12 protein-coding genes are annotated in these 14,068 nt (G+C 72.5%); 5 read left to right on the top strand and 7 right to left on the bottom strand.

The genetic code is table 11. The annotated features are described in order from the left end of the window. Positions 1 to 96 precede the first annotated feature (96 nt). Positions 97 to 1,287: a lipid-transfer protein gene (locus ABZ490_RS37510; protein WP_359000846.1), complete on the bottom strand. Its 1,191-nt coding sequence runs from the start codon at positions 1,285 to 1,287 to the stop codon at positions 97 to 99. Then, positions 1,284 to 1,709, bottom strand: coding sequence for a zinc ribbon domain-containing protein (locus ABZ490_RS37505; protein WP_359001046.1), 426 nt, complete (start codon positions 1,707 to 1,709; stop codon positions 1,284 to 1,286). The genes ABZ490_RS37510 and ABZ490_RS37505 overlap by 4 nt, the downstream gene beginning before the upstream one ends. A 97-nt stretch (positions 1,710 to 1,806) precedes the next feature. Between ABZ490_RS37505 and ABZ490_RS37500 the strand changes: the two genes are divergently transcribed. Continuing rightward, complete coding sequence (locus ABZ490_RS37500; protein WP_359000844.1) at positions 1,807 to 2,616, top strand: M15 family metallopeptidase; 810 nt, start codon at positions 1,807 to 1,809, stop codon at positions 2,614 to 2,616. A gap of 47 nt (positions 2,617 to 2,663) precedes the next feature. After that, complete coding sequence (locus ABZ490_RS37495) at positions 2,664 to 3,200, top strand: NUDIX domain-containing protein (protein ID WP_359000842.1); 537 nt, start codon at positions 2,664 to 2,666, stop codon at positions 3,198 to 3,200. 33 nt (positions 3,201 to 3,233) lie between these two features. Here ABZ490_RS37495 and ABZ490_RS37490 read toward each other — a convergent pair whose 3' ends face one another. Then, positions 3,234 to 5,594, bottom strand: a complete 2,361-nt coding sequence (locus ABZ490_RS37490; RefSeq protein WP_359000840.1) for a TIM-barrel domain-containing protein — start codon at positions 5,592 to 5,594, stop codon at positions 3,234 to 3,236. Positions 5,595 to 5,809: 215 nt separating this feature from the next. Between ABZ490_RS37490 and ABZ490_RS37485 the strand changes: the two genes are divergently transcribed. Further along, positions 5,810 to 7,777: an acetoacetate--CoA ligase gene (locus ABZ490_RS37485; RefSeq protein WP_359000837.1), complete on the top strand. Its 1,968-nt coding sequence runs from the start codon at positions 5,810 to 5,812 to the stop codon at positions 7,775 to 7,777. 27 nt (positions 7,778 to 7,804) lie between these two features. Here the strand turns inward: ABZ490_RS37485 and ABZ490_RS37480 are convergent, their stop codons facing one another. Beyond that, on the bottom strand, positions 7,805 to 9,124 hold the full coding sequence (locus tag ABZ490_RS37480; RefSeq protein ID WP_359000835.1) for an aminotransferase class I/II-fold pyridoxal phosphate-dependent enzyme: 1,320 nt from the start codon (positions 9,122 to 9,124) through the stop codon (positions 7,805 to 7,807). A gap of 112 nt (positions 9,125 to 9,236) precedes the next feature. On the opposite strand from ABZ490_RS37480, the gene ABZ490_RS37475 reads away from it, so the two are divergent. Then, positions 9,237 to 10,445, top strand: coding sequence for an MFS transporter (locus ABZ490_RS37475; protein ID WP_359000832.1), 1,209 nt, complete (start codon positions 9,237 to 9,239; stop codon positions 10,443 to 10,445). A gap of 24 nt (positions 10,446 to 10,469) precedes the next feature. Beyond that, entirely contained in the window at positions 10,470 to 11,360 is an 891-nt protein-coding gene (locus ABZ490_RS37470) for a hypothetical protein (protein ID WP_359000829.1), read from the top strand. Positions 11,361 to 11,431: 71 nt separating this feature from the next. Here the strand turns inward: ABZ490_RS37470 and ptsP are convergent, their stop codons facing one another. The 3 genes from ptsP to ABZ490_RS37455 all read right to left on the bottom strand — a co-directional run. Beyond that, positions 11,432 to 13,102, bottom strand: coding sequence for a phosphoenolpyruvate--protein phosphotransferase (gene ptsP / locus ABZ490_RS37465; protein ID WP_359000826.1), 1,671 nt, complete (start codon positions 13,100 to 13,102; stop codon positions 11,432 to 11,434). Between the two features lie 110 nt (positions 13,103 to 13,212). After that, positions 13,213 to 13,662 carry a PTS glucose transporter subunit IIA gene (locus ABZ490_RS37460; RefSeq protein WP_359000824.1) on the bottom strand — a complete coding sequence of 150 codons (450 nt, stop codon included), beginning with the start codon at positions 13,660 to 13,662 and terminating at the stop codon, positions 13,213 to 13,215. Between the two features lie 118 nt (positions 13,663 to 13,780). Continuing rightward, positions 13,781 to 14,068, bottom strand: a 288-nt coding sequence (locus ABZ490_RS37455; protein WP_359000821.1) for a hypothetical protein, incomplete at its 5' end; no start/stop codon positions are given.

The following is a 14,068-nucleotide window of genomic DNA, read 5'->3' as shown; positions in this document are numbered from 1 at the left end:
CACGCAGGTTTCCGGGCCCCTCGCGGACGCCGTCCGCGCCCGGCCGACGAGCCCGCTTCCGGCACCCCGACCGGCCCCGTCGGCCCGGACGGCTCCTCACCGCACCGCGAGCACCGCCGACCCGTGCCCGAACAGCCCTTGGTTCGCCGTGACGCCCACGCGCGCGTGCGGGATCTGACGCTCACCCGCCTGCCCCCGCAACTGCCAGGTCAGCTCGCACACCTGGGCGATCGCCTGCGCCGGCACCGCCTCCCCGAACGAGGCCAGCCCCCCGCTGGTGTTCACCGGTATGCGACCGCCCGGCGCCGTCGCGCCCTCCCGCAGCAGCTTGGCGCCCTCGCCCTCACCGCAGAGGCCGAGATCCTCGTACCACTGCAACTCCAGCGCGGTGGACAGGTCGTAGACCTCCGCCAGGGACAGATCCTCGGGGCCGACGCCCGCCTCCTCGTAGGCCGCGCGGGCGATCGACGCGCGGAACGGCTCGTCCGGGGGATCCACCGCGACCGCGGAGTCGGTCGCGATGTCCGGCAGATCCAGAACGGTGGCGGGATAACGGGGCGTCACGGTGGACACGGCCCGGATCCGCACCGGCTCCGCCGCCCCGTGCCGGCGCGCGAACTCCATGCTCGACAGGACCAGGGCGGCCCCGCCGTCCGAGGTCGCACAGATGTCCAGCAGCCGCAGCGGATCGGCGACGACCGCGGAGGCGGCGACCTCCTCGGCGGTGACCCGCTTGCGGTAGCGCGCATACGGGTTCAGCGCCCCCATGGCGGCGTTCTTCACCTTCACCTGGGCGAAGTCCTCCGGGGTGTCCCCGTGCACCGCCATGCGCCGGCGCGCGTACAGCCCGAAATACGTCGGATTCGTGGCACCGAGGACCCGGAACCGCAGCCAGTCCGGGTCGTCCGGCCGGTCCCCGCCCGCGGGCCGGAAGAAGCCCTTCGGCGCCGCGTCGGCCCCCACCACGAGCGCCACGTCCGTCAGACCCGCGAGGATCCGCGCCCGCGCCGCGTCGATCGCCTGCGCGCCCGACGCGCACGCCGCGTACACACTCGTCACGCGCGCGCCCTGCCAGCCCAGGGCCCTGGCGAACGTCGCCCCGGCCACATACCCCGGGTAGCCGCCCCGCACCGTGTCCGCGCCGACGACCGCGCCCACGTCCCGCCAGTCCAGACCGGCGTCTTCCAGAGCCGCCCGCGCGGCCGCCACGCCGTACTCCACGAAGCCGCGCCCCCACTTGCCCCACGGGTGCATCCCCACGCCGAGCACCGCCACCTCCGCCGTCATCCCGCCACCCCCGTCGGCCGCCACTGCCAGGTCGTCCAGGTCGTCTCCGCGTCCTCGCTCAGCACGCCCGGCACGACCTCCACCTCCATGCCCACCGCCAGATCCGCGACGGTGACCCCGGGAACCGCCTGTCCCAGCACCACGATCCGCTCGGACTCCAGCTCCACAGCGATCAACGCGTACGGCTCCCACGGAAGTTCCGGATCGGTCACATAGGGTGACGGAGGGCGGTAGCGGCTGTCCGTGTACGACCAGACACGTCCCCGCCGCGACAGCGGGACCTCCTCCAGCTCTCCGCCCCGGCAGCCCGGATTGCGGCAGTGCGTGTCCTCGCGCGGGAAGAAGACCGACCGGCACGCCGTGCAGCGCGTGCCGAGCAAGGTGAAGTCCTCCCCGTCCCCGGTGAACCACCCGGCCACCACGGGTGTGCGTGTACGTGACAAGGCGCCTCCTCCGCACCGGATCTGACGGAACGTCAGGAGTGTGGCACGCACACCGGGAAATGGGCAGGGAGGAGACATGACACGACGCTCCAGAGCGGTCCGCGGACTCGTCACCCTGCTCGCCGCCCTGCTGACCGCGACCGCCGCCCCCGCCACCGCCCGGGCAAACACCGCACCCGAGGCCCCCGCGGACTTCGTCGCCCTGAGAACCGTGGACCCGACGATCCTCCAGGAGATGCGCTACTTCACCCCGCACAACTTCGTCGGCGCCCCCGTCGACGGCTACCTGCAACCGGTCTGCCTCCTCACCCGGCCGGCCGCCGAAGCCCTCCACCGGGCCCAGGAGGAACTCCTGCCCCAGGGGTACTCGCTCAAGGTGTACGACTGCTACCGGCCCCAGCGCGCCGTCGACCACTTCGTCCGCTGGGCCGAGGACCTCGACGACCAGGCCACGAAGGGCGAGTTCTACCCGGACGTCGACAAGACCCGGCTCTTCGAGGACGGCTACATCGCGGAGAAGTCCGGGCACAGCCGCGGCTCCACCACGGACCTCACGATCGTGCAGCTCCCCGCCCTCGCGACCAGGCCCTACGTACCCGGTGAGACCCTCGTGCCCTGCCACGCGCCCCAGGAGGAGCGCTTCCCGGACAACTCCGTCGACATGGGCACGGGCTACGACTGCTTCGACACCCTCGCCCACACCCTGGACCCGCGCATCCAGGGCCGGCAGCTCGCCCACCGGCTGCTCCTCAAGAACACCCTGGAAGGGCTCGGCTTCGTGAACCTCGCCGAGGAATGGTGGCACTACACCTTCAAGCCCGAGCCCTACCCGGACACCTACTTCGACTTCCCCGTCTCCACCGCATCCCTCACCACCGCGGACTGAGCCCCGCGCGCACGACGCCCTCCCCAAGATCGGATACGCTCCGCCGCGTGTCCGAATCTCTGCACTCCCATGCGAACTCCGCGCGCGACTCCCATTGTTCGAGCTGCGGGGCGCCCTACGGGGAGGGTGTCACCGGCTGGCCCCGCACCTGTCCGGCCTGCGCCACCATCGCCTACCGCAACCCGCTGCCGGTGGCCGTCGCCCTCCAGCCCGTGTACGACACGGCGGGCACCGGCCTGGTCGTCATCACCCGCACCATCGCCCCCGCGCGCGGGGGCATCGCCCTGCCCGGCGGGTTCATCGACCACCGCGAGGACTGGCGGCAGGCCGTCGTCCGCGAACTCCGCGAGGAGACCGGCATCGAGGCCGCGAGCCGCGACGTCCGCCTCGCCGACGCCATGAGCTCGCCCGACGGCCATCTGCTGCTGTTCGGGCTCCTCCCGGAGTGCCCCGCCGACCGCCTCCCGGAGTCGGCGGCCACCGACGAGACGGAGGGCTGGCACGTCCTGCGCGGACCCGAGGAACTCGCCTTCCCGCTGCACACGCACGCGGCCCGCGCGTTCTTCGAGGGCCGCTACATCTGAGCCCACCGCTCGACGCCTCGGGCGCCGCAGGGGCTAGCCGAGCCCGCGTACCCGTACGGGACGGGACGGCTCGTGCAGGCCGTCCTCGCCCTCCCGCTCGACGACGACCTGCCGGCCCTCCCACCGGGCGACGTACCGTTCGACCTCGGGCTCGCCCCAGCCGTCGCCCGCGTCCCGCACCACCAGGCCGCCGCCGGTCCGCCCCCGGGCCGGCGTCCACACCTCCAGCTCCAGCCCCCCGTCGTCCCCGCGCACCGGTATGACGGCACCCGCGCGCGCGAACACCGGGATCCGCGACAGGGGCGCGTCCACGAGCACCTGCCCCGGCCCCCGGTGCCGCCGGCCGGTCGCCGTGTCGTACCAGAGCCCCCTCGGCAGCTGCACCGCACGCTGCTCGGCCCCCGGATCCAGCACCGGCGCCACCAGCAGGCTGTCACCCAGCAGAAAGGCGTCCTCGCAGTCCCGCAGCGCCCGGTCCTCCGGCGCGCCCCACCACACCGGGCGCACGTACGGTGCCCCGGTACGACGGGCCAGATGCGCCAGCGTCATGAAGTACGGCAGCAGCCGCCGACGTTCGACGAGCGCCACGCGTGCGTGCTCCAACACCTCCGGACCGAACTCCCACGGCTCACGGCGACCCGCCCGCAGGCTCGCGTGCGTCCGGAACAACGGCAGATACGCGCCCAACTGGAACCACCGGATGTACAGCTCCGGCGACGGGCTTCCGTCGAAGCCGCCCACGTCCGGCCCCGAGTACGGCACCCCGCACAGCCCGAGCCCCATCACCAGCGACAGCGACGCCCGTAGCCCGGGCCAGCCCGTGGCCACGTCCCCCGACCAGGTCCCGCCGTACCGCTGCAGGCCGGCCCACCCGGAGCGGGAGAACAGGAACGGCCGCTCCTCGGGCCGCAGCTCCCGCAGCCCTTCGTACGCCGCCCTGGCCATGCACAGCGCATAGACGTTGTGGGCCTCCCGGTGATCGCCGTCCCGCCCGTCCAGCGCGTGCCGGGCCGACCGGGGCAGCGTCGGCTCGCCGAAGGCCGTGAACGACGTCGGTTCGTTCATGTCGTGCCAGAAGCCGGCGAACCCCTGCCCGATGCGCTCCGCGTACAGCCGTCCCCACCACCGCCGCACGCGCGCGTGCGTGAAGTCCGGGAACACCGACTCACCCGGCCACACCACGCCCTCGACGAGCAGCCCCGCGGCGTCCTTGACGAACGCGTCCTCGGCGAGCCCGCTGTCGTAGACGGCGTTGCCCGGCTCGGCCCTGACCGCCGGATCGACGATCGACACCAGCCGGATGCCGTCCCGCCGCAGCTCCTCGGCGAGCACCGGCAGCTTCGGGAAGCGGTCCTGGTCGACGGTGAACACCTGATGCGCGTCGTAGTGGTCGATGTCCAGATGCACGGCGTCCAGCGGCAGACCGTGCTCGTGATAGCCCGCGACGATCCGCCGCACCTCCTGCTCGCTGCCGAAGCCCCAGCGCGCGTGATGGTGCCCCAGCGCCCACGCGGGAGGCAGCGCCGGAGCCCCCGTGAGCGAGGCCCACGCGAGCAGCACGCGCGCGGGGGTGCCCACCACGACCCAGCACCGCAACGGGCCGCCGTCCATCCGCAGCTCGCTCGACCCCGGCCGGTCGTGCCCCGACCCGGCGCCCTCCTCGCCCTCCCGCAGGGTCACCGTGCCGTCCCAGGAGGTGTCGTGGAAGACCAGATGCGTGGCCGCGTCGGACACCACCAGCTGCACCGGCATCGTCAGGTACAGCGGATCGTCCTCGCGGCCGAACGCGTGTCCGGGATCCGTGTTCCACAGCCGGTACGTCCCGCCCCGCAGCCGGGGCCCCGACGCCCGCCCGCCGAGCCCGAAGAAACGCGCGTCCGCCGCCACCTCCGACCGCTGCATCCAGCGCCCGGGACCGCCGTCCCTCGGCTCCCACCAGCGCGGTGGCAGATCGCGCCGCAACGTCACCCCGCCCGGGGTGCACACCTCGACCGCACCGTGCCGCGAGACCACCACCGTCACCCGCTCGGCCACCACCCGCCAGCCGCCGTCCTTGTCCGGCTCCAGTACCGCCCGCGGATCGGGCTCCGGGCACCGCCCGGCCAGCGCGTACGACGGCTCCGGCTCGGCCCCGTCCCAGCCCCAGAAGACCGCCCCGTTCACCGCCACGAAGATCCGCAGGTCCGAGCGGCTGAAGCGGATCGTGCCCCCACCGGGCCCCGGCTCCACGTCCAGCACCGGGCCCGGCACCCGGGCCCGCTCGGCCCCCCGCGCCGGCAACCCGGTGGCGTCGGCGCGCCGTCGGCGCCAGGCGGCCCGTACGGTACGCAGCCCCCGGGCCGCACCGGCGGAGCCCACCGTCTTCATCGAACGCACCAGGTCACGACCGTCCATGCTGTTCACCCTGCCACTGACCGCTCCACACGCGCGTGTCGTTCAACTGCCGTTCACCCATGTCGGGACCACATCTTCACGACACGGACTGTGTGGGGCACACCCTGGTGCAGAAGTCGATCACATGGCATCGTCCCTGTCAGCCGCGTCACGCGCACAACCCCGCACGTGCGCGGACGACGCATACGACGCGCCACAGTCCGGGAGCCGCCCCCATGTCGACCGTGAACCCCGAGCCGCTCTGGCGGCCAGATCCGCAGCGCATCGCGAAAGCCCAGGTCACCAGGTTCCAGGCCTGGGCGGCCGAGCACCACGGAGCCCCCGCGGACGGCGGGTACCCGGCTCTGCACCGCTGGTCCGTGGACGAGCTGGAGTCGTTCTGGGCAGCTGTCACGCAATGGTTCGACGTACGGTTCTCCACGCCCTACGCGCGCGTGCTGGGCGACCGCTCCATGCCCGGTGCCGAGTGGTTCCCCGGCGCCACGCTGAACTACGCCGAGCACGCCCTGCGCGCGGCCGCCACCCGCCCGGACGAACCGGCCCTGCTGTATGTCGACGAGTCCCATGAACCACAGCCGGTGACCTGGTCGGAGCTGCGCCGCCAGGTCGGCGCGCTGGCCGCACGGCTGCGCGACCTGGGCGTGCGCCCCGGGGACCGGGTCAGCGGCTACCTCCCGAACATCCCGCAGGCCGTCGTCGCCCTCCTCGCCACCGCCGCCGTGGGCGCGGTCTGGACCTCCTGCGCCCCCGACTTCGGCGCCCGCAGCGTCCTCGACCGCTTCCAGCAGGTCGAACCCGTCGTCCTGTTCACCGTCGACGGCTACCGCTACGGCGGCAAGGAGCACGACCGCCGCGACACCGTCGCGGAACTGCGCCGCGAGCTGCCCACCCTGCGCGCCGTCGTCCACATCCCGCTCCTCGGCACCGAGGCCCCCGAGGGAGCCCTGGAATGGACGGCCCTCACGGCCGGTGACGAGGAACCCGTCTTCGAACAGGTCCCCTTCGCCCACCCCCTGTGGGTCCTCTACTCCTCCGGTACGACCGGCCTGCCCAAGGCCATCGTCCAGTCCCAGGGCGGCATCCTGGTCGAACACCTCAAGCAGCTCGGCCTGCACTGCGACCTCGGCCCCGAGGATCGTTTCTTCTGGTACACCTCGACCGGCTGGATGATGTGGAACTTCCTCGTCTCCGGCCTCCTCACCGGCACCACGGTCGTCCTCTACGACGGCAGCCCCGGCTACCCCGACACCGGCGCGCAGTGGCGGATCGCCGAACGCACGGGAGCCACCCTGTACGGCACGTCGGCGGCGTACGTCATGGCCTGCCGCAAGGCCGCAGTACACCCGGCCCGCGACTTCGACCTCTCCAGGATCCAGTGCGTGGCCACCACCGGCTCCCCGCTTCCGCCGGACGGCTTCCGCTGGCTGCACGACGAGGTCCGCGAGGATCTGTGGATCGCCTCCGTCAGCGGCGGCACCGACGTGTGCTCCTGCTTCGCCGGCGCCGTACCGACCCTGCCCGTGTACACCGGAGAGCTCCAGGCGCCCGGCCTCGGCACCGATCTGCAGTCGTGGGACCCCAGCGGCCACCCCGTCGTCGACGAGGTCGGCGAACTCGTCGTCACCCGCCCCATGCCCTCCATGCCGGTCCACTTCTGGAACGACCCCGACGGCAGCCGCTACCACGACAGCTACTTCGACACCTATCCCGGCGTCTGGCGCCACGGCGACTGGATCACCGTCACCTCACGCGGCTCCGTCGTGATCCACGGCCGGTCCGACTCCACGCTCAACCGCCAGGGCGTCCGGATGGGCTCCGCCGACATCTACGAGGTCGTGGAACGGCTGCCCGAGATCAAGGAATCGCTGGTCATCGGTGTCGAACAGCCCGACGGCGGCTACTGGATGCCCCTGTTCGTGCATCTGGCCCCCGGAGCCGTCCTCGACGACGCCCTGCTCGGCCGCATCAAGCAGGCCATCCGCGAGCAGCTGTCGCCGCGCCATGTCCCCGACGAGGTCATCGAGGTGCCCGGGGTCCCGCACACCCTCACCGGCAAGCGCATCGAGGTCCCCGTCAAGCGCCTCCTCCAGGGCACCCCGCTGGAGAAGGCGGTCAACCCGGGCTCCATCGACAACCTGGAACTCCTCCACTTCTACGAGGAACTCGCGCGCAAGAAGGCCTGACCCACGCGGTACGCCCCGCCAGGCCGCTCAGCCGCCGTAGGTGGCCTCGGACTCGCCCAGCACCGCGGTGAAGTCCGAGGCCAGCCGTGCCGCGTCGGCCGGCTCCAGCTCGGCCACGGAGATCCGCACCCCAGGCTCCGACGCCAGCCGGAACCGGGCTCCCGCCGCCACCCACCAGCCCTGCGACCGCAGCCCGTTCACCACGGCCGACTCGTCCCGCACCGGCACCCACACGTTGATCCCGCTCGCACCCCGCGCCGCGATGCCACGGTCCGCCAGTTCCCGCAGCAACGCCGCCCTGCGCCGGGCGTACGTCTCCCGCGCGCGGGTCACCAACGCGCGCGTGCCGTCATCGGTCAGCAACCCGTACACCGTCTCCTGGAGGAGATGGCTGACCCACCCGGACGTCAGCAGCAGCCGCCCGTCGTGCCGGGCCAGCGTGGTCGGATCACAGGCCGCCGCCGCCCACCGCAGGTCGGTCCCGAGGAACTTGCTCACCGTCCGCACATGCACCCAGCGCGACAGCCCGCCCGACGTCAGCGACCACAGCGGCGCGTCCGCGACCACGGAGGCATGGTCGTTCTCGACGACCAGCAGCTCCGGCTCGCCGCGCAGCACCTCGACCAGCTCGTCCCGGCGCGCCTCGGAGAAACAGCCCCCATAGGGGTTCTGCGCCCGGGGACTGCACACCAGCGCGCGTACCCCCGCCCGTACGGCGGTCCGCAGCGCCTCCGGGCGCAGCCCCCGCTCGTCCACGGCGACCGGCACGATCCGCAGCCCCAGGGCCGTGACCAGGTCCAGCAGATGGTGATATCCGGGATCCTCCATCGCGACGGCGTCCCCGGGCCGGAGCTCCACGGACAGCAGGCGGCCGACCAGATCCAGCGCACCGTGTGCGAACGTCACCTGCTCCACCGGTACGCCGTCGGGCCGCAGCCAGTCCCGTACGGCCTCCTCCAGCCGCTCCAGCCGGGGCGTCGCGCGATGCGAACGGGCGCCGGGGGACAGGCGCGTGGGAGGCACCAGCGCGGGCAGCAGCGCCGGATCGGGATGCCCGCCCGCCAGGTCGCGCAGGCCCTCCGGCACCCTCGGCGGCCTGCGTGAGGCCACGGCGGGAACCGGCGCCACCACGGTCCCGCCCCGCCCGCGCGTGACGACGATGCCCCGCCGCCGCAGCTCCTTGTAGGCCGTGGCGACCGTCCCGGGACTGACCCCGAGCCCGTCCGCCAGCCGCCGCACCGGCGGCAGCGCGGTCCCCGGCCCCAACGCGCCCTCGGCCACGCCGCGTTCGACGGACGCGGCAATCCCCTTGGCCGTCGTACCACTGATCCCATATTGTGTTGCCACATTGCCAAGTATGTATCAATACATAATTCCAGGCAAGGGGGAGCCCGTGCGACCGATCCACCGCGCAGTCACCTGGACCCGCGGCACACCCGGAGGGCGCGACGGACGCCGCATGCTGACCATCGCCCTCGTCGACCGCGTCGGCAGCGGACTGTGGGCATCCGTCAGCGTGCTGTACTTCACCTACGTCTCGGGCCTCTCCGTCGCCCAGATCGGCACCCTGGTCGCGGTGGCCGGCGCCGCCGGAATCGCCGGAGCCCCCCTCGGCGGCCGCCTGGCGGACCGCTTCCCGGTCACCCGCGTCCTCATCACGGTCCAACTGCTGCGCGCCCTCGCCTCCTTCGCCCTGCTGACCACCGACCACTACGCGCTCCTCGTCGCCTCCTGCTCCCTCGGCAGCCTCGGCGACCGCGCCGCCAACGTCCTCACCAAGCTCTACGCCACCCGCGTCGCGGGCCCCGAACGCGTCCGCTACCAAGCACTCCAACGCACCGTCGCCAACATCGGCTGGGCCCTCGGCGGCCTCGCCGCCGCAGCCGCACTGGCCCTCGGCACCACAGCCGCCTACCGCTGGCTCCTCGCGGGCGACGCCCTCTCCTTCCTCGCCTGCGCCCTGCTCACCCTCCGCGTACGCGAACCCCGCTCGCACACCCGCACGGTGACCACCTCCAAGGACCCGAGGCCCACCACCGCACCGACCAGCCCCTGGCGCGACCGCACCTACCTCGCCTACGTGGCCACCGACACCGTCCTCTTCCTCGACGACGCCGTCTTCAAGGTCGGCCTGCCCCTCTGGATCGCCCACACCGGCACGGCACCCCACGGCCTCGCCCCGCTGCTGATGGTCCTCAACAACGTGATGGTCGTGGCCCTCCAGGTCCCCCTGGCCCGCTTCGGCGCCACCACGGCCGGCGCCCGCCTCCTCCTCACCCCGCTCTCGGCGGCCTTCGCCCTCGCCGGCTTCGCCATGGCCGCCTCCGCGACCGGCGGAACCCTCACCACCACCCTGTTCCTCACCACCGCGGCCGCCCTCTTCACCCTCGCCGAGATCCTCCACGCCACGATCTCCTGGGAACTCTCCGTCGCTCTCGCCCCCGACACCGCCCAGGGCGCCTATCTCGGAGTCCACGGCCTGGCCCAGTCCGTCCAGCGCGGCATCGGACCACTCGCCGTCACCGCCGCCATCGCCACCGGCCCCCTCGGCTGGCTCACCTTCGGCACCACCATCGCCCTGACCTGCGCGATCCAGCACCGACTGGTCCGCGGACGGCTCACGCGAGGGCCATTGTCAGTGGCGACGGTTACTGTGAGTGAGCATTGATCGACCGTGCACCCAGGGGGAAACATGGCACTCACCGACCGCCAGCTCATGCGCCGCGTCCTGCGCCGCGAAATCGCCGGCACCATCGGCCTGCTCACCGACGAACACGACTTCCGCGCCATGAAGCGCTACCGCAGCTTCGTCTTCGACGACCACACCACCTACCTCCGCCAGGTCGAGGACCTCCTCAGGGCCCGCGCCCTGCAAGGCACCCACACCACCGTCGCCCTCTTCGACCCGCAGGAATACGCCGACTACTGCGCCGCGGGCAACCTCGACCCCGACCTCCCCGCCAGCCGCAGCCGCTTCACCGCCCAGCTCGCGACCACCGGCCCCACCATCCCGTACGACGGCCGGCCGCTCGCCGACCTGCTCCCCGCCCTCGTCGACGAAGCCGTACGCCAGGCCACCTGGGAGTACGCCGCCACCCTGCTCGCCCGCCTCGGGGCCTGCGCCACCTGCGGCGAGGACATCGGCCGCGCCGCCTTCCAGCGCGCGTCCGACCTCGTCGTCCGCATCCTCGACACGGCACCGCCCGGCGACCGGCACCTCGTCTGCAGCGTCACGGGCACACCCGAAACCCTCGTCGCCGTCCTCCACGCCGACGACGAGACCGACAGCGCGACACAGGTGGACGAGGCCGAAGCCCTGGAGTTCACCACCGTCCTCGCCCTCGGCCTCGCCACCCGCGGACCCGGCGGCCTGGTCATGCGCACGAGCGCGCCCGGCGGCCCCGACCGGGTCTACGGCTGGCGCATGCGCGGCGACGGCCTCGACCCCCTGACCGCCGGCGAGGTCTTCGACGCCTACTGCACCGACGCCGAATCCGGCGACCTCATCGCCCCCGAGTCCGGAGTCGACTACAGCGTCCCGCCGGACCTGGAGGAGGACCCCCTGCCCGACCACCACCACTGAAAGAAGAAGGGGGCGCTCCACTCGAAAGCGGAGCGCCCCACGACCCACCGACCGGAGGCCGGCCCGGGCGACTACTCCCCGGACAGCACGGCCTGCGCCGCGCTCCGCGCCTCCTCGGCACTGTCCGTCGCCCGCGCCGCCGCAGCGGCCCGCTCGCACTGCGCCAGCGTGTACTTCGCCAGAGACGCCCGCACATAGGGAATCGACGCCGCGCCCATGGAGAGAGAGGTGACGCCCAGACCGGTCAGCACACAGGCGAGCAGCGGGTCGGACGCCGCCTCACCGCATACACCACAGCTCTTGCCCTCGGCCCCGGCCGCCTCGGCCGCCAGCGCGACCAGGTCGAGCAGCGCGGGCTGCCACGGATCCTGCAGCCGGGACACCGCACCCACCTGCCGGTCGGCGGCGAACGTGTACTGCGCGAGGTCGTTCGTCCCCAGCGACAGGAACTCGACCTCCCGCAGAATCGAACGGGCCCGCAGCGCGGCGGACGGGATCTCCACCATGGCACCGAACTTGGCCCGCAGCCCGGCCTCGCGGCACGCGTCCGCGAACGCCTTGGCGTCGGCACGGTCCGCCACCATCGGGGCCATCACCTCGAGGTGGACCGGCAGCCCCTCGGCCGCCTTCGCCAGCGCCGTCAGCTGGGTCCGCAGCACCTCCGGGTGATCCAGCAGGGTGCGCAGACCCCGCACACCCAGCGCCGGGTTCGGCTCGTCGGCCGGAGTCAGGAAGTCGAGCGGCTTGTCCGCGCCCGCGTCCAGCACCCGCACGACGACCCGCCCCTCGGGGAAGGCTTCGAGCACCTGACGGTAGGCCTCGACCTGCTTCTCCTCGGACGGCGCGTTCTTGCTGTCGTCGAGGAAGAGGAACTCGGTACGGAACAGCCCGACGCCCTCCGCCCCCGCCTCGACGGCGGCCGGCACGTCCGCCGGCCCACCGACGTTGGCCAGCAGCGGCACCTTGTGACCGTCGGCGGTCGCACCCGGACCGGTCGACCCCGCCAGCGCGGCCTTGCGCTCCGCGGCCGCGGCCCGGAGCTCTGCCTTCTTCTCGTCGCTCGGGTGCACGAAGATCTCGCCCGTGCTGCCGTCGACCGCGATCATCGTGCCTTCGGCCAGCTCACCGGCGCCCGGCAGTGCCACGACCGCCGGCACACCGAGCGCGCGGGCCAGGATCGCGCTGTGACTGGTCGGCCCGCCCTCCTCAGTCACGAAGCCGAGCACCAGGGTCGGGTCGAGCAGCGCCGTGTCGGCGGGCGCCAGATCCCGGGCCACCAGGACGTACGGCTCGTCGCTGTCCGGGACGCCCGGCATCGGGACGCCCAGCAGACGGGCGACGATACGGTTCCGCACGTCATCGAGGTCGGCCACCCGACCCGCGAGGTACTCACCCGCCCCGGCCAGGAGCTCGCGGTACGCGGCGAACGCGTCGTACACGGCACGCTCGGCCGTGCTGCCCACGGCGATACGCCGCTCGACGTCCACCATCAGCTCGGGGTCCTGGGCCATCATGGCCTGCGCCTCGAGCACCGCCTGGGCCTCGCCGCCCGCCAGATTGCCGCGCGCCATCAGATCGGCCGCGACGGCCTCCACGGCCTGGCGGGCGCGCCCCTGTTCGCGCTCCGCCTCCTCGGCCGGTATCTGCTTGGCCGGCGGCTCGAGCACCGCCGTTCCCATGTGCCGAACCTCGCCGATCGCCACACCGTGACTCACGCCGACGCCTCGCAGCGTTGTCTCCATCTCACCCGTCTCCGATAGAGCGGCGGGTCCCGCCGCCGCGTTGGTTGTCTCCGTGCCGTCGCGCCTTCCAGCACGACGGCGTCGGCATCACTGCCGTGTAGAGGGCGGCATCACTGCCAGGTAAAGAGAAGGTCGCCGGCCTTCACGTCGCCGTCCTCGCGGAGTTCGCCGAGGGCCTCGGCGGTGGCCTCCAGTGCCACGACGGGGCACACGGGGGACCTTCCGCTCTCCTCGACCGCCGCCGGGTTCCAGCGCACGACGGCCTGACCGCGGGCCACGGTGTCGCCCTTGTTCACCAGGAGCTCGAAGCCCTCACCGTTGAGCTGCACGGTGTCGATACCGAGGTGGGTGAGCACACCGTGCCCCTCGGAGTCGACGACGACGAACGCGTGCGGGTGGAGGGAGACGATCACTCCGTCCACGGGCGACACGGCCTCGGAGGGTTCGCGCACCGGGTCGATCGTGGTACCGGGGCCGACCATGGCTCCGGAGAAGACCGGATCGGGCACCGCGGCCAGTCCGATGGCGCGTCCTGCAAGAGGGGACGTCACGGTGGTCATGGGAAGCCTCCCAGGGGTGGAGATGTACAGGGCCGTTACTGCTTGTCCCGGACGGCGCACTGTGCAGCAGGGTATGTCAGATGAAGTACCGGTTCCGCACGAGAGTCCGATCCGTGGTCTAGACCACCAGCGTAATGGATTTGCGCGCGCTCTGCGGCCCCGTGTACAGTCGTACTCCTGCCTGAGGGTGAGCGACGCGATCAAGCGCGCTTAACAGGGCAGCAACCGACTCTGATGGATCCTCACTCTGGATCATCTTCTGCATGCCTGCGGAACGGTGGTCAGGAGGCCGGAAAAACCCTGATAGTGTTGGAAACACCGAAGGGAAGCCCGGAGGAAAGCCCGAGAGGGTGAGTACAAAGGAAGCTTTCGTTCCTTGAGAACTCAACAGCGTGCCAAAAATCAA

The sequence above is a fragment of the Streptomyces sp. NPDC005811 genome, from assembly GCF_040630405.1.
Lineage (GTDB): Bacteria > Actinomycetota > Actinomycetes > Streptomycetales > Streptomycetaceae > Streptomyces.
This window is presented reverse-complemented; position numbering and strand designations above follow the sequence as displayed.